Below are 21,831 nucleotides of genomic sequence, written 5' to 3' on the forward strand. Positions count from 1 at the left end.
GGCGGCGCCCGCCTGTAACTGCTTGCGGGCACGGCGCTGCCTGGCATTGCTGCCCTCAGCGACGCGTAGGTTCTGCCCCCCCCCTAAACCCCAAAAACGGGGGGGCGGGGCCCAGCCCCCTCCTTTGAAGATCGCTGCAGCGATGAGGACAGAGGATCCGGCTTAGTGCACCACCACCTTAACGTTGGCGTTGTTCAAGCCGGGACGCTTCACCTCAGCCAAGGTCTTGTTGATGGCGTACTTCTGGTTGATGGAGTTGATCAACTCGGTTTGGTTGTACTTCTTGGCCACGCCCCACAGATCGGCAATCAGGTCGTAGGAACCATCAGGGTTCTTGGACCAGCCCAGATCGTAGTCGCCCTCCAACTGGGCCACGATGTCAGCGCGAACACGCTGGCCATTGTAGCCACGCACCTCAGCGTTCAGCTTAACGGTGTAGCCAAGATCGCGCAGGGAGTTGATCAGGATTTGGCCGTCGGTGATTTTGGTACGCAGAGTGCTAAAATGAGACATGGTGTTTCTCTCCTCCTTTGTGTAGGGGTTGGAACGTCAACAGAAACAACGGGCAACTTCTAGCGAAGGGTTGAGGCCATCTCTACCTATGCGGCAGTGATGTGGGCCTCAACCTTTTACTAGAACTCCAGCCGTTGGTACTCGGCTACAGCAGCTGCTGCTGGCCGAGCCCGCTGCTGGGCCCATTCCCTCAACGCTACCACTTGCTCCGTCATGGTGCGAGATAGCGGTTGAGTTGCTTTCGTTGCTGCCAAAATGTCCAACTGGGTAAACTCACGGTTTTGGGCAAACGCTTCATACATGGCAGCAATCAAAACTTGTTCGATCTCCGCGCCGGAGAAGCCTTCGCAGGCAGCGGCTAGCTGGCGCAGGTCAAAGCGACTGATATCGCGCCGCCGCTTCTGTAGGTGGATCCGAAAGATTTCCATGCGCTCGTTGATGTTGGGCAGATCCACAAAGAAGATCTCGTCAAAACGGCCCTTGCGCAGGAACTCTCCAGGAAGGCGATCCACGCGGTTAGCAGTGGCAATTACGAAAACCGGCGCGCGCTTCTCCTGCATCCAGGTGAGGAAGGAACCGAAAATGCGGCTGGAGGTGCCCCCATCGGAGTCGCTAGAGCCTGCTGCTCCTGCAAAGGCTTTATCCAGCTCGTCGATGAAGAGGATGGCTGGCGCCAGCGATTCAGCGGTGCGCAGGGCGCTGCGGAGGTTGGCCTCTGATTTCCCCACCATGGAGCCATCGTAAACGCGGCCCATGTCCAGGCGCAGCAGGGGCAAGCCCCAGAGACGGGCCGTAGTCTTGGCAATCAGGGACTTGCCGCAGCCGGGCACCCCCAGGATCAGCAAGCCCTTGGGGGCAGGTAGCCCGTAGGCGCGGGCTCGCTCGGTAAAGGCCTCGGAACGCTGCAGCAACCAGCGCTTTAACTCCTCAAGGCCGCCAACCGCGTCGATGGACTCGTCCTCTTCGATGAACTCAAGGATGCCATTGCGGCGGATGATTTGCTTTTTCTCGGAAAGGATGATGTCCACCTCCGCCTCGCTGAGGCGGCCATGCATCACCACCGCCTTGCGGTAAACTTTTTCCGCCTCGTCCTGCGTCAGCCCTAGGGCCGCCTTGACCAACTTTTCTCGGGTTTCGGGGCTCAGGGATCCCCCGCGCGGAAGCTGCTCCAGCTGCCGGTTGAGGATGCGCTCTAGCGTGGCCATGTCGGGAAGGGGGAAGTCCACCACGCAGATATCCTTTTCCAGCTCAACTGGGATTACCTGCACCGGCGACATGAGGAGAAGCGTTTTGTGGGATCCCTTGAGGCTGGCGACAGCATCCCGCAGCCAGCGCTTGACCTCAGGGTTGTCCAGAAAGTCGTGCAGATCCTTGAAAACAAAGATGGCAGGATCCTTGTGCTCCATCACCCACTGGATAGCAGGCTGGGGAGACTGGGTGTTGTGCTGGGTTAGGCTGCGGGGGTTGCCGTATTCAACAATGCCGTGAGTAACCGTCCAGGTAAACAAGCGCCGCTGCGGCCTAAGAGTACGGGCAATCGCCGCCAAGGTTGCCTCCGCTCGCTCCTCCTCTGAGGTAACCAGGTAAAGCAGTGGGTATTGAGCTTGGATGAGGATGCTGAGCTCTTGCATGGAAAACACCAGCTGCGCGGAGGGAAACTGGAAAAAGGCTGAGGCAAGTGGGCGCTAACTGGGAAGCGGCCTAGCAGGGCACCAGCGCGTCCTGGCGCTCTTCCCCTGAACCTGTGGCAGCCTCCCAATATCCTGGCTCCACCGCTTCCAGGATGGCTTCAGCGGCAGACTGTTGGCGGAGAGAGACCACCTCCCCGTTGCGAATGACAAACGGGTGACTGCACTCGGGACAGCGGTGAACTCGGTAGGTACTGCCCTGAACTCCCTCGATGATCTCTGGGTGGAGCAAGTAGAAGCTAAGCGCCTTTTCGGCCACCGCTGACATCGGCTCCCTCTCCACGGCAGCCCGGATCTTCAGCCTGCGGTGCAGTTCAGGCGAGAGATATAGCGTTACCTTTTGCTTGGCCTCTGGGCCTTCCCCAACCTCTGGCCGCTGACTCATGGCTAGCTGTTTTCTCGTTACGCGCCGGGCTTGCAAGCCATCATAGCCAGCCTGACGTCTTGACGGCAAAATCTTAACAATCTGTAATGATCTTCTTGGGGGCTTTCCTGGCTTGTGGAGATCCCCTGCTGGCAGAGTAGGCTGAGTTAGGAGATGCAGAAGTTCATTCCCCATGGAACGCCTCATTGCCACCTTCAGCAAAAGCTTCTTCACGTGGGGCCGTCGTTTCCTGGTGCAAGCCGGCGACGGTTTGGCCAGCCTGAAAGATACGGCCCTAGACAGCGGCAACCTGCTCCTCTGTAGGGCGCGCATTGCTTTGGCGGATGCCAGCTTCACCACTCTAAGGGCAATTCGCTCTCGCTTCGGCTCGACCCGCTAGCTACCCAGACCTTGCAGCCGATAGAGCTTGGCGTAGAGACCGTTGCGGGCCAGGAGCTCGGCATGGGATCCCTCTTCTTTCAGCTCCCCCCGCTGCAGCACCAGGATGCGATCCACATCGCGGATGGCGGAGAGACGGTGGGCGACGATGAGGGCAGTGCGATCCCGCAGCAGAGTTTGCAGAGCAGATTGGAGGAGGGCCTCGGTGCCCACATCCAGGCTAGCGGTAGCCTCATCCAAGACCAGGATCTTGGGATCCCGCCACATGACCCGCAGGAAGCTGATGAGCTGCTTCTGGCCGCTGGAAAGGTTACTGCCCCGCTCCCGCACAGGGGTGGCATAGCCCTGGGGCAGGCTGCCGATGAACTCGTGCAGGTGGAGTTGGCGGGCAACCCGCTCTACCTCGGCCAGATCCCCTTGCTCGCCTAGGGTGATGTTTTGCTGGATATCCCCGGAAAACAGGAAGCCCTCCTGCAGGAGGACCCCTAGGTGACGGTGCAGCTCAGCCTGGGGCAGGTCGCGAATGTCCACCCCGTCGATGCGAATGCAGCCGTGGCTGACGTCGTAGAGGCGGCAAAGGAGGCGGATGATGGAGCTTTTGCCGGCACCGGTGGGCCCCACGAGGGCTACCTTTTCGCCGGGGCGGATGGTGAAGCTGAGGTCTTTGAGCACCCACTCGCCAGGGTTGTAGGCAAACCAGACGTGCTCGAACTGCACCTCTCCTCTGGCCGTGGGGGGCAGGTGGCGCGGCTGGGCGGGATCCCGAAGGGCCACCGGCAGGCTGAGGATGTGGTCGATGCGTTCCACAGCGGTGAACCCTGACTGGAGGGCAGTGAACTTTTCTGCCAACTGGCGCAGCGGGTTAAAAAAGCGCTGGGAAAAGAGGATAAAGGCGTAGAGGCTGCCCAAGGTCAGGGGCTCCGTAAGCAGGGGCAGGGATCCTCTCCAGTTGCTCTTACTAGCGGCGATGACCTGCTGCCCGCCTACCCAGAGGAGAGCAGCCACTGCCAACCACGCAACCCACTCCAAAACGGCAGAAAGGGCAGCGTCGTAGAAGATGGTCTGATCCACCTCTTGGATATGGCGCCGATTGATGGTTTGAAACATCTTGCTGTTGAGCCGCTCCCGGCAAAACAGTTGCACCACGGCAATGCCCAAGAGGTTTTCCTGGATCCAGGCGTTGAGCTTGGAGAGCTCTTCCCGGGCGCGAAAGTCGGCAAGGCGAAAGCGGCGCTGCAGCTCGAGGACCAAAGCGCTAATAGGCAGGACGAGGAGGATGAGCAGCAGGCCCAGATCCCAGCGCTGGCTGAGCATCACCGTGGCAACGACCAGCAGGGTAAACAGGTCGCTGACAATGCCAACCGCACCGGTGGAAAACACGTCCCCCAACGCTTCCACGTCGCTGGTGATGCGGGTAATCAGCTTGCCCACGGGGGTGCGGTCAAAAAACTGAGCCGGCAGGGCCAGAACGTGGGCAAAGAGATCGTTGCGGATGTCGCGGGTTATCAACTGCCCCAGCTTCTGGCTGGTATACCCTTCCAAGGCTTGAAAAACCCAGCGGACAAGCAGCGTGAGCAGCAACAGGCCCAAGTAGGGCCAGAGGCTGGCAAGGGGCCTACTATCCCCCTGGGCAAAGGCTTGGGCGATGGGGCCATCCAGAGCCCTCTGCAGGATCAAGGGCTGCACCGCATCCGCCAAGGCCAGGGGGGGCAGAAAGGCTAAGGCGGCCAACAACAGCTTCAGGTGCCGCCGGGCGTAGGGCCAGAGCAGCCGCAGCAGCCGCCAATCGCTTCGGGGATCCCTGGAGGAAGCGGCCTCGGAGGAAGAGGTAGCAAGGCTCACGGACTTCTACCCAAGAACGCTGATGACACCTCGTGGAGATTGGTGCGCGCCAGCAAGGAGCTGGGGCCCAGCTAAACCCGACAAGGGTCCGCCAAGCCGTGGTTCAATGTCTCAGCCATGGGCGCAAATCCCATTGCCGCACCGCTGTCGCGAACGAAGACTAGAGGGAAGCTCCGTTCCCCAACTGGGCAGAGAACTGAGAAGGGACCATCTTGGTGCCCACACCGGCATCGGTCAGCAGCTCCAGGAGCAGGGAGTGAGGGGAGCCGCCATCCAGAATGTGGGCAGCCCGCACCCCTTGGGCCAAGGCACGAATGCAGCACTGCACCTTGGGGATCATTCCCCCTCTGACCACCCCTGTCTGGATCAACTGGCGGGCCGTCTCGATATCCAGGAGCGTAATCAGGGAGCTGGGATCCTCAGGATCCCTGAGAATACCTGGGGTATCGGTAAGGAGGATTAACTTCTCTGCCCCTAAAGAGGCTGCCAGCTCCCCGGCCACGGTGTCGGCGTTGATGTTGTAGGCTTGGCCGGTCTCGTCAGCGGCCACACTGGCAATGACCGGGATCTGGTTGCCCTCTAGCAGAGTGTGCAGCACCTGCGGGTTGACGCTGCTCACCTCCCCCACAAAGCCAATTTCCGCTCGACCCTGGGAGCGAGCTCTAATGAGGTTGCCATCTCGGCCACACAGCCCCACCGCCGATCCGCCAGCCAGGCTAATGAGCTGGACAATCTGTTTGTTGACTTTGCCCACCAGCACCATCTCCACCACCTCCATGGTGGCGGCATCGGTTACCCGTAGGCCGTCGACAAACTTGAAAGGGATCTCCAGCTTCTGGAGCCAACTGTTGATTTCCGGCCCCCCGCCATGCACCAGCACCGGCCGAATGCCGACACAGGCAAGAAAAACAATATCCCGCAGCACCTCAGCTCGGCGCTCCTGCTGCACCATGGCGGCGCCGCCGTATTTGATGACCATGATGCGCCCCTGGTACTGCTGGATGTAGGGCAGGGCTTCGAGGAGAATCTGCGCCCGTGTTAGGGGATCACAGGCCACAGCCTGAGAGCTGGTTGCTGCCGAAAGAGAGGCGTTGCTCTGCACGGCCAAAAGTCCCGTGTAAAACTTCCCGAAGATCGTACTAGAAACTAGCAGACGGCTAGCTGCGCAAGGTAACCGGAAAGTGCTTTTCTAGCTGGGCCCTCACCTGGTTTTGCGCAGCTTCCACTTCGGCATCGGTGAGCGTGCGATCCAGAGCGCGGTAGACCAGCCGGAAGGCCAGACTGCGCTGCCCTGGCGGTACCCCTTGGCCGCGGTACTCGTCAAAAAGCTGCACCGACTGCAACAGAGGGCCTGCCGCCTGGCGGATGACCTCCTCGATTTCCGCCACCGATAGCTCCAGCGGCGCAAAGAAGGCGATGTCCCGGGCGGAGGCGGGGAAAGGGGAAAAGGGGGAAAATTGCACCCGGCCCCGCCTCTCTAGGCTGGCTAGCAAGGGATCCAACTCCAGCTCAAACCCATAGACCTCCTCCGGCAAATCTTTCTCCTGGCAAAGGCGGGGGTGAAGCTGCCCGAATAGGCCAAGGCGGGATCCCTCAATCCAGATGCCGGCCTGTCGACCCGGGTGCAATAGCGGCGATTGCGCCTCAGGGGGGTCCGGGCGAAACTCTGGGGTAAACCCCAGCCGCTCCAGCGCCGAGACCAAGAGCCCCTTGGCCTCAAACCAGTCCATGGGCCGGTTGTGGTGCCGCCAGTCATTGGGGTTGAGATCCCCGCCCAGGATGCCCCCCAAGTGCTCCGCCTCTTGATAGGGCTCAGGACTGGAGGGAGGGGCATAGGCAAAGACATGGCCAATCTCAAAAGCCTGCAGGGGGCCATTCCCCTGGGCCCAGTTGTAGCGGAAGGCCTCCACCAAGCCAGGCAGCAGCGCCTTGCGCACAGCGGAGTACTCGGGGGAAAGCGGATTGGCGATTTTGACCAGGGAGCTGTCCTCGTCCGCTGGACAAAGGGAGATGTGGTACACCTCCGTCAGGCCAATGCCCCGCATCACCTCGCGAATTTGCCGCGTCAAAGTTTCCCGTGTCGAGAGGGATCCCACCAGCGGCTCCGTGGGCAGGGTTTCGGAGAAGCGGTTGTAGCCGTAGAGGCGGGCAAACTCCTCAATCAGGTCGATCTCTCGCTCAACATCCCGCAAGCGATGGGGGGGAACAGATACCTGCCAAACGCAGCTAGCCACGCTGGCCGTCGCGGTAGCGGGGTCGGCCTTGGGGGCAACTGCCTGAGAGCGGGAAAGCTGAAAGCCCAACGCCGACAGGATTTCCTCCACTTCCTCTGGCTGCACCTCGTCCCCTAGCACGTCGATAAGCCGCGACAGCCGTAGCTGGAGCGTCCGCTCCAAGGGTGGCCGCTGGTCAAACGTGGTCAGGCCCACCACCGCGCCTCCAGCCAGCTCCAAGATTAACTGCACCGCCCGATCCCGCGCCAGCTCAAGGGTAGCCAAGTTAACCCCTCGCTCATAGCGGGCCGAGGCTTCAGTGCGCAGCCCCTGCAAGCGGGACGAGCGGCGCGTGACCACGGGGTCAAAGAGGGCTGCCTCCAGAAAAACCTTGGTGGTGGCTGCGTCTACTTCCGTCTCCTCCCCTCCCATGACGCCAGCCAGGGCCACCGGTCGGCTGCCGGCAACGATGAGATGGTTTTCAGCGTGCAAAGTACGGATTTGGCCGTCCAGAGTTTTCAGGGTTTCTCCCGGCTGGGCAAAGCGCACTTCGATGGTGGGTTCCTCCTTGCCCATGACCTGCAGCAGGCGATCCCAATCGAAGGCGTGCAGGGGCTGGCCCCATTCCAGCAGGATCAAGTTGGTAACATCCACAACATTGTTGATGGAGCGCATGCCGGCGGCGGCCAGGCGGTGTTTGAGCCAGTCGGGAGAAGGGCCAACCTTCACCCCCTCAATCAGCACGCCGCTGTAGGCGGGACAAGCTTTGGCATTGGCAATGCGCAACTGGAAGTTGGGGATGGGCAGAGCCTGCAGAGGCTGGACGGGTGGCAGGCGTAGCGGGTTGCGGGTAAGAGCGGCCACCTCGCGGGCAATCCCCACCATGCATAGAGCGTCGGCCCGGTTGGCGGTGGAGGTGAGATCCAGCACCACATCGTCTAGGCCCAGCAGGGGGCGCACATCAGAGCCCAGCGGATGGGCCTTGAGATCCAAATCGGGGGGAAATTCGTGGATCCCCGCCGAAGCTTTCTCCAAGCCCAGCTCAGCTAGAGAACAGATCATGCCCTCCGAGAGCACCCCTCGCTTTTCCGCTTTGGCGATGGTCAGGTCCACGGCGGGCAAATGGGTGCCTGGCGTAGCCACAGGAACCAGCAGGCCAGGACGGGCATTAGCGGCTCCGCAGACAATCGTGGCCGGCTGTTCGCCTCCCAAATCCACTTGACAGACCCGCAGCCTATCGGCGTTGGGATGGGGCTCGGCAGCCAGGATCTTGCCCAGAACCACTCCCTCTGCCCAACGGCGGCGATCCTCAATCTCCTCCACTTCAAAGCCCACCATGGTGAGGGCTTCCGCCAGCTCTTCTGGGGAAAGCTCAAAATCCACCAGTTCCCGCAGCCACTTCAAGGAGATGCGCATCGCTAGTCTAGGGTGCCAACGCCGCACCCATTATCAGATCCCCCTCCAAAACCGGCAAGAGACTCCCTATCCCCCGGCAGCAAAGGTGGCCATGAGGATCAATGACAGCAAGATGCCTGGAAAGAGCAGGGCTATCAGGAGCAGGAACTCGGAAAGCGTCATAGGCCAGAGGTAAGCAGAGGCATCACTTTTCAAGCTAGACTCTTCCAGTTGCCTTTCCTCCCTCTGTTTGGGATCTCTTCCGGCTAGCAAGGTCCTGACCCCAATCGCAACAAGCTTTGCCCTCCTGCTGGGTACTTTGGCAGGCCGTAGGCAACCAAGGCAGCCTAGGGCAGGGCATCGAGAGTTCCCACCCTCTAGGGCGGGGAGGATGGCAAAAAAGAGGTAAAGAACTTCTCCAACAGCCGTAATGGGCATTCAAGGCAAGCGCATTGCCGTCGAGCCTGCGGATCTTCGCCCCTGGCTGAAAGCAGCAGTCCTGGCGGGGGGCGGCGAAATTGTGCCCCTCTCAGAAGCAGAAGCCTTGGTCTGGACCGATGGTTTCGACGTGCCAGGTTTAAGGCGTTGCTTGGCAGAGGGCCAAGGGATCCGCTGGGTGCAGTTGCCGTGGGCAGGCGTGGAGCCTTTTGCCCAAGCGGGGATCTTGCATCCCGCCTACGTGTGGACCTGCGGCAAGGGGGCGTACGCCCAGGCAGTGGCCGAGCATGCCCTGGCCCTCACCCTGGCTGGCCTACGGGATCTGAAGATCCGCGCTTTGGCCCAGACTTGGCAGCCGGGATCCGGCACCAGCCTCTGGGGCAAGCGGGTGGTGATTTTTGGGGCAGGGGGCATTGCCCAGGCCCTGATCCAGTTGCTACAGCCCTTTCAGTGCGCCATCGATGTAGTGCGGCGCAGGGCGGATCCCTTGCCGGGAGCCGGCCGAGTGGTGACGCTGGCAGAGCGGCAGTCGGTGCTGGCGGGGGCGGATGTGGTGATCCTGGCCTTGGCCCTTACCCCCGAGACCGAGGGGATCATCGCCCGGCCAGAGCTGGAGCAGATGGGATCCGGCTGCTGGCTGGTCAATGTGGCGCGCGGCAAACACATCGTGACTCCCGACCTGGTGGCTGCTTTGCAAGAAGGAATCATCCGGGGCGCCGCCCTGGATGTTACAGACCCGGAGCCGCTGCCCCCTGGACATCCCCTCTGGAGCTTGCCCAATTGCCTAGTTACCCCCCACACAGCCATTACCGATGCCATGATCATCCCCGCTTTGTCTGAGCGGGTGCGGGAAAACGTGCGCCGCTTTCGGCTGGGGGAGCCTTTGTTGGGGGTGGTAGACCCAGTTCTGGGCTATTGAGCGGGGTTGCTTGAAGCTGCGGCTTTAGACGCGAGCGAGCTCCTGGACGCGGGCGGCGATGGCCGCGGCCATCTCCTGAGTGCCCACAGGCTCCCCTTGGGCCAGGTCATAGGTGACGTATTTGCCTTCGGCAATGACCGACTGCACTGCCGCTTCTACCCTCGCGGCGGCTTCCCGCTCGCCTAGGTAGCGCAGCATCATGGCCCCGGAGAGGATGAGGGCAGAGGGGTTGACCTTGTTCTGACCAGCATATTTGGGTGCTGAGCCGTGGATGGCCTCAAAGACAGCGATGCCATCGCCAATGTTGGCCCCCGGCGCCACCCCCAGCCCGCCAATCATGCCAGCGCACAGATCCGAGATGATGTCCCCATAGAGGTTGGTGAGCACCAGCACATCGTAGAGCTGCGGCTTTTGCATCAGTTGCATGCACATGTTGTCCACGATGCGATCCTCAAACTCGATGTCGGGGTACTCCTGGGCCACCTCCCGCGCCACCTGCAAAAACAGCCCGTCGGTAAACTTCATGATGTTGGCTTTGTGAACGGCCGTTACCTTTTTGCGGCCATTTTGGCGGGCATATTCGAAAGCAAACTTGACGATGCGGCGGCTGCCAAACTCTGAGATGGGCTTGATGGCAATGGCCGATCCCTCGCGGATGAACTTGCCGGAAAGGCGCATCATCTCCTCTCGCGCCTGCACAGCTTCGGGGGTCCCCCTTTCAAACTCGATCCCGGCGTAGAGATCTTCAGTGTTTTCCCGCACCACCACTAGGTCGATGTTTTGAAAAGGGCTTTTGATGCCAGGGATAGATTTGGCCGGGCGCAGGTTGGCGTAGAGGTCTAGCTCTTTGCGGATGGCTACATTGACGGAGCGAAAGCCCGTGCCTACGGGGGTGCCAATGGGCCCTTTGATGGCCACTTTGGTTTCTCGGATGGACTCTAACACCTGCGGCGGCAAAGGCGTGCCGTATTTCTCAATCACCTCTACCCCTGCTTCCACCCGGATCCACTCCAATTCCACCCCGGTGGCTTCCAGGACCGTGGTCATTGCTTTGGTTACTTCCGGGCCGATGCCATCGCCGGGAATCAACGTTACACGATAGGCCACAAACGCTTCTCCTTGCTTGACGCCACACAAAGCACCCTTGGCCGTTGTCGACCAGGGATCCCCTAAGCTTAAAGACTATAGAAATAGAACAGGTTGAGGCCAAGAATTGGCCAGGGCAACCTACCCCTAGAGGATCCGCAGCGGATCCACATCGAGGCTGACGCGGATCCCCTGGGGGATATGCCCAAGGGCGCTGCGCAAGTGGGCATCGATCTGGGCGCGATCCCAGGGCTGACCAGGAAGCTGTTTGAGCAGGATCTGCCAGCGGTAGCGGCCGGCAACCCGTTCCACTTGGGCTGGCCCTGGGCCTAGGATCTCGGCTGGGATCCCTTGCAGGCGTTCGCCCACGCGCTGGCAATAGCGCTCCAGTGCCTCCAAGCAGGTGCTGCTTAGGCGGATCAAGATCAGGGCTCGGTAGGGAGGGTAGCCCCCCTCTTGGCGTTGGCGCAGCTCGGCCTGGACAAAGCCCTCGTAGTCGTGGGTTAGCACCGCTTGCAAGATGGGGTGCTCTGGCAAATAGGTCTGGATAATGGCCTGGCCTGGCAGGGATCCCCGTCCTGCTCGGCCCGCCACTTGGGTGAGCAGTTGAAAGGTGCGTTCACCAGCGCGGTAGTCAGGCTGGTGCAATAGGCCGTCGGCAGCCACTACCCCCACCAGCGTCACCTGGGGAATGTCCAGCCCCTTGGTGAGCATCTGGGTGCCCACCAGCACCTGAGCCTTGCCGCTGCGAAACTGCTCCAGCAAGTTGCGGTGGGATCCCTTGCGGCGGGTGGCATCGCTGTCGTAGCGCAGGATCCCTAGCTGCGGCCAGTGCTGCTGCAGCACCTCCACCACCTTCTGGGTGCCGGTACCAAAGTGCTTTAGGTAGGGCGAACCACAGGCAGGGCAGCGCTGGGGATGGGGTTGGCGGGCGCTGCAGTAGTGGCAGCGCAGCTCCTGCCTGCCCTCTAGGTGAACGGTAAGGGAGACGTCGCAGTGGGCGCAGGTGAGGACAAAGCCGCAACTGCGGCACAAAACAAAGGTGCTGTAGCCGCGGCGGGGGACAAAGAGGATGGCCTGTTCCCCCCTCTTCAAAGTCTCGTGCAAGGCTTGTTGCAGGCGACGGCTAAGAATGCTGCGGTTACCCGCCTGCAGCTCTTGGCGCATGTCCACCAGCTCCACCTGGGGCAGGGTGGCCGGGATCCCCGCCTGGGGAATGCGCTGCGGCAGGGCCAGACGAACCCAGCGCTGCGGGTCCTGGAGGTGGGCGGCGTAGGTTTCCACTGCGGGTGTGGCGCTGCCCAAGACCAGGGGACAGTTGGCCAGCTCAGCCCGCCACTCCGCCACTTGTCGAGCGTGGTAACAGGGCTGGGGCTGATCCTGCTTGAAGCTGTCGTCGTGCTCCTCGTCCAAGACAATCAGGCCAAGATTGGCCAAGGGGGCAAACACCGCCGAGCGCGTGCCAATTACTACCTGGGGGACAGAGATCACCATCTGCCGCCAGAGGTCGTAGCGCTCCCCTGCCGAGAGGCCGCTGTGGTAGGTCCACACGCGGGATCCCAGCCGCGCCCGAAAGCGGTCCGTCAGTTGCGGGGTAAGGCCAATCTCCGGCACCAGCACCAAGGCCGACCGTCCCTGCTGCAGCACCTGGGCAATGACCTGCAGGTACACCTCCGTCTTGCCCGAGCCGGTGACCCCGTGCAGCAGAAAGCGTTGGTTTCGCCCCAGAGCTTGGCAAATGGCCGCCACTGCCTCAGCCTGGGCTGGCGTCAGAGGCTTGGGCCGATCTTGCTCCCCAGGCCGGTCGGCCTCCCCCAGCCGCAGCAGGGGCCGCTCGTTGAGGTGCACCCGGCCTTTGCGGGCCAGACTCTGCAACACCGACCGGCTCACCCCCGCCAGACGCTCCCACTCGGCTAGCAGCAGCTCCCCCCCTTTTTGCTTGAGGATCTGCAGCGCTTTCTGCTGGGGCAAGCTCAGCCCCTCCAGCGAGTCCTCCACCAAGGTGGCTGCCTGCTGGGTTTTTACCCTACCCCCCTGCTGCTCCTGCCAGAAACTTTCCACCCAACCCCGCCGCTGCAGCTCCCGCAGGGCCAGCTCGGCGCCGGGCACCTGCTGCTGGAGGTAGCGCCAAGACAGCTCCCCCCCTTTTTCCTGGAGCAGCCGCAGCAAAGCCTGGGCGGCCGGCGAACATTCCCCTTGGGGGGATCGAACTAGGCGGATCCGTCGCTGGGAGCGGCTAAGCAAGCCAGGGGGCAAGACCGTGCGCACCACCTGCGCCAGGGGGGTGAGATAGTAATCGGCTACCCGCTGCAACAGGGGCCAGAACTCCTTGGGCAGGATCCCTTTGGCCACCACTGCCTCAATTGCCCGCACCGACTGGGGCTCTACCCCTGCCGGCAACTCGGCACGCCAGCCCAGGGCCACTGCCCCCGCTACCTGCTGGCCAAAGGGGACGCTGAGGAGGTCGCCGGCCTCTGGCTCCCATCCCTCCGGCACACGGTAGATGAAGCACCCCCCCAAACGAGGATGATCCACCCACACCTCCAACCAGCGGGTAGGAGCGGACTGCAAAACGGGATCCCTCACGGGCGGGACAAAAACCGCGGCAGATCCACCGCCCGCTTCCCGGCCCGAGCCAGCAGGGGTCGCGGCTGAAGCGCGGGCTTGGCAGCTTGGAGGGAAGCAGGAGACTCCGCTCCCTTGGGTGTGTCAGCCCCTTTGGCAACCCCATCAACCCGAGCTGGGATCTCTAGACCCCTGCGCTCCAGGGCCGCCTTGAGGCTAAGCACATGCATCTGTTGCTGCTCGCACTTCTCTTTCAGGGATCGGTTCTCTTCTAAAAGAGCCTCTCGCTCTGCCTGCAAAGCCTTCACCTGCGCCTCCAAGGCTTCGGCTTGTTCTTGCAAATGGGCAATGGCCACCTGGGCAGAGCGCAGCTGCGATTGCTTGGCAGATTGCTCGGCAAGCTCATCCAAAGCCGCCTGAAGCTGCTGCTCCAACGCCTCGATGCGCTGCTGAGCTTGGGCGTACTGCCCCTGCCAGTGGGCAATCTCTGCCTGGGCTTGGGAGAGGGCTGCCTCCAATTCCTGCCGTTGTTCTTGCCAGCGCTGCTGCGCTTCCGCTTCCGTCTCCGCATAGCCCGCTAGCCGCGCCTCAAGGCGCTCCCGCTCTCCCTGCCAAGCTGCCTGCTGCTCGCTGTAGAGAGCCCGCAGTCTGCTCAGCTCTGCCTGCGTTTCCGCCAGTTGGGTGCGGGCTAAAGAAAGCTCGGCCTTGAAACGCTGTAACATCTCCACCCGTTTTTGGGCCAGATCCTGGGCTTCTACTAGCGAGGCTTGGAGCTCCTGCTGACGGTGTTCCCACTGACGGCGCTCCTGGGCATGGGCCAACCGCAGCTGCTCAAGCTGCTCCTGCAGGGCCTCAATATCTTGGCGCTGCCGCTCGTTGAGTCGTTGTCGTGCTGCCAGCTGAGCTTCTTGCTCCGAGAGCAGAACCTTTTGCTCTGCCAAGGTTTGCTGGAGCTGGTGCAGAGCATGCTCCCGCTCCTGCAGCTGAGTGCGCAGGGCTTGCACCTCAGCCTGCAGGCTTTCCTGAAGGGTGAGCCGCTCTTGCAGTTCCGCTTCAGCTTTGAGCAGCCGGGCCTCCAACTGCTGCTGCCACAGGGCCGAAGGCTGCTCTGACTTGGGATCCGGTTCCGAGACAGAGTCCTTGACCGAACGGCCAGCCTGTGCCTCGGGAAGGGTAGGGTCCAGCTTGCCTGAGGAGGGAACCTGCATAGGGAGAGGAAGCAGTGGAGGTAATGACGAGGCTTCTTGAAGTATAGGGAGATTTTCTAGGGGGTTCAAGCTAGCCGGCAGAGCTCCATGCCCTCCGGCCCCCAGCTAGGCAAAGCAGCTGCCCTAGCTTTCTGCTCCTCTTAACTCCCTCACTCCCCAGCCTAACTACTGTCATGGAGCTTAGCGGACTCGAACCGCTGACCCCTTCAATGCCATTGAAGTGCTCTACCAACTGAGCTAAAGCCCCAAGTCTCACTAGAAGCTAGAAGTGTGGACAACAGCCTTACTCCTAATTTTAGCCTAAAGAAGCGGCCTTGCTGACCAAAGGTACCAGCTACTTTTGACCTCTCTCCAGCTTTGGAAGATCTCTACCCCACGCCTGCCAGGGACTTTACGTAGTCCCCTAGTCCGCAGTGGGGGCCCTCAGCCGCTCGTACTTCTCCAGGCTCTAGCCCTGGCAATACCCTGCCGTAGGCTACCTAGGTGATAACTGCAAGTATACTACAACTCCCCCCCGTCTGCACTGCCCTTCCCCTCGCTCGCCTGCAGAGCAGTGGGGATGCAGTCGCTACAAAAGCCTGCTGGGTGATAGAACAAAGTCAGTGACAACGGGGGGGTTGTGACTCAGGAAAGCCAGTTGAACCGCATTTTGGCGGCTGCTTTGCTGGTGGTTTGCCTAATTGCGGCCCTTGTCGGCAGTAGACGCCCTGCAGCCGAGTTGGCTCGAGGGGGAGCTCCTCAAGGGGCAAGTCGCATCGAGGTGGTCGCTCTCGAGGGTCCTATCGGCGGCTTGCGCCGCTCAAGCTTGGTGGGCTTGCCCACCTCCCCTTTAGAGCAGCTGCGGGAAGCGGTTGACGATAGCGCTGTCAAGGCTGTCCTGCTGCGCATCAACAGCCCAGGCGGGGCCGTGGGATCCAGCCAGGAACTCTACCGTGCCGTTACCGCCCTGCGCGAAGCCGGCAAGCCTGTGGTGGCCGTCCTGGAGGACATTGCCACCAGTGGCGGTTACTACGTGGCCAGTGCTGCCGACAAAATCTACGCCAACCCCGGCACCCTGACTGGCAGCCTAGGGGTACTCATCAGAGGCCTTAACTTTAGCAAGCTGCTCGACACTTACGGCATAGAGCCGCAGACCTTCAAAACCGGCGAGTACAAGGACATGCTCTCCCCCTTTCGCCCTGCCACTCCCCAAGAGCGGCGCCTGCTGCAAGAGCTGGTGGAGAATACCCTCGACCAGTTTATTCGCGATGTGGCCCGCGGGCGCCAGCACTTGCCGGAAAAAGGGGCGGAAGAGGTGCTGGATGCGGAGATGATTGCGCGGCGGCAGAGTTTGGATGAGGTGCGACTGCGCCAGTTGGCCGATGGGCGCCTCTTCACCGGAGCGCAGGCGGTGGAGCTGGGCCTAGTGGACGCCTTGGGGGGGTATACCGAAGCCGTGGAGGATCTGCGGCGGATGACCGGGGATCCCTCTCTGTCGCCGGCAACCAGAGACCCGTTCCAACGCGCCCTGCGGCGGCTATTGAGCCAAGGGCTGCCTCCAGCAGGGCAAAGCTTCTGGCTGGGTCAACTGCTGGGAGACGAGGAGGCTGGCGGGATCCCAGACCTGCCGCTGTTGTGGATGGCGCCGGCCTGGACTTTGCGCTAAATCTAACCTTGGCCGGGTGTGAGGGTGAGTTGTGGATCAAGAAGTGTCCACGTTGGGCGACGCTTCTACTTTGACTGCGGTTGCGGCGCCGGGAGCAAGGACAGACTCCTGGACGGCGTTTAACCCGGAGCTAGAGCTGCTAACCAGCCGCGCGTGGGTGGAAATTGACGCAGCCCAGTTGCGAGAAAACCTAAGGCTGTTGCAAGCCCGCCTAGGCCCAAACGTCGAGATCTGGGCGGTGGTCAAGGCCAATGCCTATGGTCATGGAGCTCAGCTAGTGGCTCCTCTGCTGGTGGCTGCTGGGGCCAAGGGGCTATGCGTGGCCACGCTGGCCGAAGGGATCGAGCTGCGCCAGACCGGCCTACAGGTGCCGATCCTGGTCTTGGGCGCTTTGAATACCTGGGCGGAGCTCCAGCAGGCCATGGCAGCGCGGCTGGAAATTAGCCTTACCCGCGCCGAGCAGATCCCCCTGCTGCGCCAGGTGGCCTCCTGGGCTGGGCGGCCCGTTCCGGTCCACGTTAATGTCGATACCGGCATGACCCGCCTGGGGATCCCTTGGCAGGAGGCTGCCGCTGTGTGGGGGCAGATCTGCCGGATCCCTGAGCTAGAGATCTGTAGCCTATTCTCCCACTTTGCAACGGCAGACGAGCCCAACTCGCCGGCAATGGCCCAGCAAGAGTCCCGTTTTGCCCAGGTGGTAGAGCAGATCCGCCAGGCTGGGGATCCCTTGCCGCCGTTGCATCTGGATAACTCCGCCGCCGCCCTCACCCGCCTTCACTACTCCCGCGTGCGGCTGGGGCTAGTCCTCTACGGCTTGTCTCCTGCTCCTCACCTGCAGGTGCCTGGGCTTAGACCCATCCTGCGCCTTAAAGCGCGGCTGACCCACATTCAAACGGTGCCTGCCCACACGGGTGTCAGCTACGGCCATCGCTACATCACCCGCCGTCCCAGCCGCATTGCCACTCTGGCCATTGGCTATGCCGATGGGATCCCAAGGCGGCTTTCCGGCTGGCTGCGAGGGTGGGTGCGTGGCGGCCTGATCCAGCAGGTGGGCACCATCACCATGGATCAGTGCATGTGGGACGTTACCGAGAGGCCGGACATCCAAGTGGGAGACGTGGTGGAGCTGTTGGGCCCCCATCTGGGCAGCATGGGCTTATCGATCCAAAACTGGGCCGATCAGTTGGGCACTATCCCCTACGAGTTGCTTTGCGGGCTTTCTGCTCGCCTGCCAAGGGTGCTAGTCAACGCCTGAGCCTGCCACTGGCGCAAGCTCCCACCAGCTCAGAGAATTCCCGTCCCCTGGGGCTTTTTCCTGAGCTTGCTTCTGTTCCTCTGGCTTGAAGAACTCACGCCCCTTGCTCGAAAGGCCAGAAGAAAGCCGCTGCTCCTTGTAATCTGCCTCAATTTGTGAGACAATCAGAAAACTGTGCTTTTGCTTGCACGGCTCTTGTCGTCTATCTGGCCAATTAGGGGATAGTATGGTACACACGCTATCTGGCCAATTAGGGGATAGGTCTCTGGCTCTAATCGGGATCCACTGCATCCTAGAGCTGTACGACTGCCCGGCCCACCTCTTGGATGATGTCTCCCTGGTGCAGCAAGCCTTGCGGGAGGCGGCAAGACGCTCCAACTCCACCCTTTTGGGTGAGCTTTACCATCCCTTTGAGCCGCAGGGAATCACGGCGCTGGCCCTCTTAGGAGAATCCCACATCTCCATCCACACCTGGCCTGAAGTGGGTTATGCAGCGGTGGATGTGTTTACCTGCGGGCGCCATACGCGGCCTGAAGCAGCCTGTGAATATTTGATTGAGGTCTTTCAAGCGCGACGGCATTCGCTGCGCAAGCTGCCTCGCCGAACCACGGAGCCGGCGTCCCTTGAGGAAGTGACGCCCTTGCCTGAGGCAGTTAGTTGTGAAACAGCTAGACGAAGGCGCTGAGATTGCACCACCTTTGCCAAGCTACCCATGAACCTGCCAAGGAACTTCTTCTGGGCCCAGGAGTACTTTACCCCCTGGAGCTACACTGCCTTTGCTATTACACGCATCCTGGCCTACCGAAAGACCCCCTTTCAGGAAATGCTGATTGCTGAGATGGGGGCCTATGGCAAGGGCTTGATGCTGGATGGGCATTGGCAGTCCACCACGCTGGACGAGTTCCTTTACCATGAGGCGCTCGTCCATCCCGCCCTTCTCCAAGTTGTCCAGGGGGGTGGGATCCCTCGGCGCGTGCTTGTACTGGGGGGAGCGGAAGGGGCAACGCTGCGGGAGGTGCTGCGCTGGCGCTCGGTGGAGCAGGCGGTGATGGTGGACATCGACGGAGAGGTGGTGGAGGCCTGTCGGGAACACTTGCCAGAAATGCACCAGGGGGCCTTTGAGGACCCGCGGGCGCAGGTAGTGATTGCCGACGCTTTCGACTTTCTCCAGGAGACAGAGCCGGTTTGGGACGTCATCCTCTCCGATCTTTCGGATCCTGTGGAAGCTGGCCCTGCCGCCCGGCTCTTTACCCAGGAGTTTTTCTGCCAGATCCGATCCAAGTTGCAGCCCGGTGGAGCTTTTGCCCTCCAGGCTGGGCCGACAAGCCCCTTGGAGTTGGAGCAGCACACCCGCATCGTTCACACCCTCAAAACCGTGTTTGCTGCTGTGCAGCCCTACGCCATCTACGCCACCACCTACGGCGGGCCTCTTGGATTTGCCCTAGCAGCTCAGGCTCCTATCCCCTCCAGGCCGGAGCCGGAACAGATCGACCAGCTTCTGGCTCAGCACTTGGATCCCAGTCGAGGGGAACTGCGCTTCCTCGATGGCACTGCCCTCCTGGGTCTTTACCAGGTTCCTGTCTATGTGCGCCGCGCCATTGCCGCTGAGACCACCGTCTACACCCTAGACAACCCTCCTCAGGTCGACTAAGTCGCTGGTAAAAATGGGCTCCTGAGGTATTTGTCTTTGGTGCCATAACTTGGTAGATTCGTGAACAGGCGAATTCCGCTTCCCCAATGAGAGTTTTAGTTATTGGTGGTGACGGATACTGTGGCTGGGCAACGGCCCTGTACCTATCCAACAGGGGCTACGAGGTGGCCATCCTCGACTCGTATATCCGCCGGCTTTGGGATCTGCAACTGGGAGTTTCTAGTCTGACACCCATTGCCCAGCTTGAGCAGCGGGTGGATCGCTGGAAGGGGCTGACTGGCAAGGATATTCCCATCTTTGTTTGCGATGTTACTAACTACCAAGCCCTAATTTCTTGCATGCGCCGCTTTGAGCCAGAGGCTATTGTGCACTTTGGCGAGCAGCGCTCTGCTCCCTTCTCGATGATTAGCCGCGAACATGCGGTGATGACCCAGGTCAACAATGTGGTGGGCACCCTCAACATCCTCTATGCCATCAAGGAGGAATTTCCCGACTGCCACCTGGTGAAGCTGGGCACCATGGGTGAGTACGGCACTCCCAACATTGACATCGAGGAGGGATACATCACCATCGAGCACAACGGCCGCAAGGATACCCTGCCCTATCCCAAGCAGCCGGGATCCATGTACCACCTCTCCAAGGTCCATGACAGCCACAACATTCACTTTGCTTGCCGCGTCTGGGGCCTGCGGGCTACCGACCTGAACCAAGGGGTGGTGTATGGCGTGCTTACGGAAGAAACAGGCATGGACGAGGTGCTGATCAACCGCCTCGACTACGATGGCGTGTTTGGCACGGCCCTCAACCGCTTCTGTGTCCAGGCAGCAGTCGGCCATCCGCTAACAGTCTACGGCAAAGGGGGTCAAACGCGCGGCTTCTTGGATATTCGCGACACCGTGCGTTGTGTGGAGCTGGCCATCGCCAATCCTCCTGAGCCAGGTCAGTTCCGGGTGATGAACCAGTTCACTGAACAATTTAGTGTGGAGCAGCTAGCAGTGATGGTGCAAAAGGCTGCGGCTGCCATGGGCTTGAAGGTGGAAATCCAACACCTGGAGAACCCCCGCGTTGAGCTGGAAGAGCACTACTACAACGCCAAGAACACCAAGCTTCTAGATCTGGGCCTTCAGCCTCACTACCTGTCGGATTCGCTGCTGGATTCGCTGCTTAACTTCGCCCTCAAGTACAAGGACCGGGTGGACGTGCGGCAGATTCTACCTAAGGTGAAGTGGAGAGGCTAGCCTTCTAGACAGGCCTGGGCTACACTTAGCCAGCCGCGGGCCAAGTTTTCCAGGTTATACCCCCCTTCTAGGCCAAAGACGGCCTTAGAGGTTACCTCTTTCAAGCAAAGACGGGTCATGCGACCAAAGTCTTCCGGCTCTAGCAGCATATCGGCCAAGGGATCCCCTTTGGCACAGTCGAAGCCGGCACTCACCAGCAGCAAATCGGGCTGAAAGGCTTTTAGGAAAGGCAGAACCTTCTCCTGCAAAGCTTTTTCGTAGGCCGACCAGTCGGATCCTGCAGGCAGAGGTACGTTGCAGAGGTTGCCGTGGATCCCGGTTTCCTCGGCCAGTCCTGTGCCGGGGTAGAGAGGAAACTGGTGGATGGAGGCATAGGCCAGTTGGGGATGGCGCTCCACCACCGCCTGGGTGCCGTTGCCGTGGTGTACGTCCCAATCAAAAATGGCTACTCGCCTGACCCCTGACTGCTCTAGTGCCCATAGGGCGGCGATGGCGGCGTTACTGAAGAGGCAAAACCCCATTGCCCGCTCCGGCTCAGCGTGATGCCCAGGCGGACGACACAGCACCAAAGCTGGCTGTCCTGTGGCCAAAGCCGAGGCCGCCGCGGCAATCCAGCCGCCCACTGCCCGCCGCGCTGCTTCAAAGCTGCCTGGAGAGACAACTGTATCGGCATCAAGGTAACCCCCACCTGCTGCCGCCAGCTCGGCCACCTGTTGGATATGCCGAGGCGAGTGGACCCGCTCCAGCTCCCCCAGCTCAGCCAAGGGGGGATCCCGCCACTCCAGTTGGTTGGCAAAAGGGGCCTTGCGCAGGGCTTTGGAAATAGCTTGCAGGCGGGCCGGGCGTTCCGGATGAAAGGGACCCGTATTGTGGCTAAGAAAAGTTTCAGAATAGTAAACGGGCAGCATTTAAGGCAGCGCCTTCGCAGTGTAGCTAACCCTCCTTCTACCCGTAGAACACCTCCGACATCGCTGCTCCCACGTAGGGATCTTCAAAAGAGTCCTGTTGCAGCTTCTGCTTGACCACATCCCGCACCACCGAGCGGAGCAACTCCAGTTCTGAGGGGCTAAGCTGGTCGCGGCTAGGGCATTTATCGGCAGCCAGCAACCTATAAGCAGGGGGAACCCGGTTGAGAATCTGCTGCAGCAGGGATTCCCGCTCCTTGGCGTCATGAAACACTTGCTGGTGGGGGTGCTCGGTGCAGAGTAAAGTTTCCAGTTCTGCCAATGCCAGGTACTCGATGATATTCACCAACATTTTTTCCATCAGAACTTCCCTCCTAAGAATCTCGGCCGCTTTTAAACAAGCATTAAACAAAGGGCACTAGCTCCTACTTCTCCTCTGCTCTTGCCACTGGACTTTCCCCTAAAGGCTTGACATTCAAGCCAAAGTAGATCAACTCCCTCACTAGC

Annotated in this window: 18 protein-coding genes and 1 tRNA gene; 7 read left to right on the forward strand and 12 right to left on the reverse strand. The window is 61.0% G+C overall.

The window, feature by feature from the left end:
- Positions 1–162: 162 nt before the first annotated feature.
- The 3 genes from NW807_RS00675 to NW807_RS00685 form a co-directional block, all read right to left on the reverse strand.
- The gene (locus NW807_RS00675) at positions 163–513 is read right to left on the reverse strand and encodes a DUF1257 domain-containing protein (protein ID WP_414360780.1); all 351 of its coding nucleotides are present in this window, start codon (positions 511–513) and stop codon (positions 163–165) included.
- A gap of 119 nt (positions 514–632) precedes the next feature.
- The gene (locus tag NW807_RS00680) at positions 633–2,144 is read right to left on the reverse strand and encodes an AAA family ATPase (RefSeq protein ID WP_414393860.1); all 1,512 of its coding nucleotides are present in this window, start codon (positions 2,142–2,144) and stop codon (positions 633–635) included.
- 70 nt (positions 2,145–2,214) lie between these two features.
- A complete protein-coding gene (locus tag NW807_RS00685) occupies positions 2,215–2,586 on the reverse strand; it encodes a hypothetical protein (RefSeq protein WP_414393858.1) in 372 nt (123 codons plus the stop codon).
- Positions 2,587–2,758: 172 nt separating this feature from the next.
- Between NW807_RS00685 and NW807_RS00690 the strand changes: the two genes are divergently transcribed.
- On the forward strand, positions 2,759–2,965 hold the full coding sequence (locus tag NW807_RS00690; RefSeq protein WP_414393856.1) for a hypothetical protein: 207 nt from the start codon (positions 2,759–2,761) through the stop codon (positions 2,963–2,965).
- On the opposite strand, the gene NW807_RS00695 is transcribed toward NW807_RS00690, so the two are convergent.
- From NW807_RS00695 to pheT, 3 genes are all read right to left on the reverse strand, one after another.
- The gene (locus NW807_RS00695; RefSeq protein WP_414425001.1) at positions 2,962–4,806 is read right to left on the reverse strand and encodes an ABC transporter ATP-binding protein; all 1,845 of its coding nucleotides are present in this window, start codon (positions 4,804–4,806) and stop codon (positions 2,962–2,964) included. The two genes, NW807_RS00690 and NW807_RS00695, sit on opposite strands and share 4 nt — an antisense overlap.
- A 160-nt stretch (positions 4,807–4,966) precedes the next feature.
- Positions 4,967–5,863 carry an acetylglutamate kinase gene (gene argB / locus NW807_RS00700; protein WP_414425028.1) on the reverse strand — a complete coding sequence of 299 codons (897 nt, stop codon included), beginning with the start codon at positions 5,861–5,863 and terminating at the stop codon, positions 4,967–4,969.
- A gap of 100 nt (positions 5,864–5,963) precedes the next feature.
- A complete protein-coding gene (gene pheT / locus NW807_RS00705) occupies positions 5,964–8,435 on the reverse strand; it encodes a phenylalanine--tRNA ligase subunit beta (RefSeq protein ID WP_414425002.1) in 2,472 nt (823 codons plus the stop codon).
- 409 nt (positions 8,436–8,844) lie between these two features.
- Here pheT and NW807_RS00710 point away from each other — a divergent pair, with 409 nt between their 5' ends.
- On the forward strand, positions 8,845–9,771 hold the full coding sequence (locus NW807_RS00710; RefSeq protein ID WP_414425003.1) for a D-isomer specific 2-hydroxyacid dehydrogenase family protein: 927 nt from the start codon (positions 8,845–8,847) through the stop codon (positions 9,769–9,771).
- A gap of 24 nt (positions 9,772–9,795) precedes the next feature.
- On the opposite strand, the gene NW807_RS00715 is transcribed toward NW807_RS00710, so the two are convergent.
- The 4 genes from NW807_RS00715 to NW807_RS00730 form a co-directional block, all read right to left on the reverse strand.
- Positions 9,796–10,878 (reverse strand): isocitrate/isopropylmalate dehydrogenase family protein, encoded by a 1,083-nt coding sequence (locus NW807_RS00715; protein ID WP_414425004.1) that lies wholly within the window; start codon positions 10,876–10,878, stop codon positions 9,796–9,798.
- A gap of 126 nt (positions 10,879–11,004) precedes the next feature.
- The gene (gene priA / locus NW807_RS00720) at positions 11,005–13,398 is read right to left on the reverse strand and encodes a primosomal protein N' (RefSeq protein ID WP_414425029.1); all 2,394 of its coding nucleotides are present in this window, start codon (positions 13,396–13,398) and stop codon (positions 11,005–11,007) included.
- 41 nt (positions 13,399–13,439) lie between these two features.
- Positions 13,440–14,630 (reverse strand): hypothetical protein, encoded by a 1,191-nt coding sequence (locus NW807_RS00725; RefSeq protein ID WP_414425005.1) that lies wholly within the window; start codon positions 14,628–14,630, stop codon positions 13,440–13,442.
- Positions 14,631–14,804: 174 nt separating this feature from the next.
- A tRNA-Ala gene (locus NW807_RS00730) sits at positions 14,805–14,877 on the reverse strand.
- 390 nt (positions 14,878–15,267) lie between these two features.
- Here NW807_RS00730 and sppA point away from each other — a divergent pair.
- From sppA to NW807_RS00755, 5 genes are all read left to right on the forward strand, one after another.
- A complete protein-coding gene (gene sppA, locus NW807_RS00735) occupies positions 15,268–16,275 on the forward strand; it encodes a signal peptide peptidase SppA (protein ID WP_414425006.1) in 1,008 nt (335 codons plus the stop codon).
- Between the two features lie 70 nt (positions 16,276–16,345).
- Positions 16,346–17,530 carry an alanine racemase gene (gene alr / locus NW807_RS00740; protein ID WP_414405655.1) on the forward strand — a complete coding sequence of 395 codons (1,185 nt, stop codon included), beginning with the start codon at positions 16,346–16,348 and terminating at the stop codon, positions 17,528–17,530.
- A gap of 226 nt (positions 17,531–17,756) precedes the next feature.
- A complete protein-coding gene (gene speD / locus NW807_RS00745; RefSeq protein ID WP_414393840.1) occupies positions 17,757–18,215 on the forward strand; it encodes an adenosylmethionine decarboxylase in 459 nt (152 codons plus the stop codon).
- Between the two features lie 27 nt (positions 18,216–18,242).
- Positions 18,243–19,181 (forward strand): spermidine synthase, encoded by a 939-nt coding sequence (locus tag NW807_RS00750; protein WP_414423327.1) that lies wholly within the window; start codon positions 18,243–18,245, stop codon positions 19,179–19,181.
- Positions 19,182–19,267: 86 nt separating this feature from the next.
- On the forward strand, positions 19,268–20,419 hold the full coding sequence (locus tag NW807_RS00755; RefSeq protein WP_414393836.1) for an NAD-dependent epimerase/dehydratase family protein: 1,152 nt from the start codon (positions 19,268–19,270) through the stop codon (positions 20,417–20,419).
- On the opposite strand, the gene NW807_RS00760 is transcribed toward NW807_RS00755, so the two are convergent.
- Both NW807_RS00760 and NW807_RS00765 read right to left on the reverse strand, forming a co-directional pair.
- Positions 20,416–21,327 carry a histone deacetylase gene (locus NW807_RS00760; protein ID WP_414425007.1) on the reverse strand — a complete coding sequence of 304 codons (912 nt, stop codon included), beginning with the start codon at positions 21,325–21,327 and terminating at the stop codon, positions 20,416–20,418. The two genes, NW807_RS00755 and NW807_RS00760, sit on opposite strands and share 4 nt — an antisense overlap.
- A gap of 37 nt (positions 21,328–21,364) precedes the next feature.
- A complete protein-coding gene (locus NW807_RS00765) occupies positions 21,365–21,685 on the reverse strand; it encodes a hypothetical protein (RefSeq protein WP_414425008.1) in 321 nt (106 codons plus the stop codon).
- Positions 21,686–21,831 lie beyond the last annotated feature (146 nt).

The sequence above is a fragment of the Synechococcus sp. R70.1 genome, assembly GCF_047461675.1.
Lineage (GTDB): Bacteria > Cyanobacteriota > Cyanobacteriia > Thermostichales > Thermostichaceae > Thermostichus.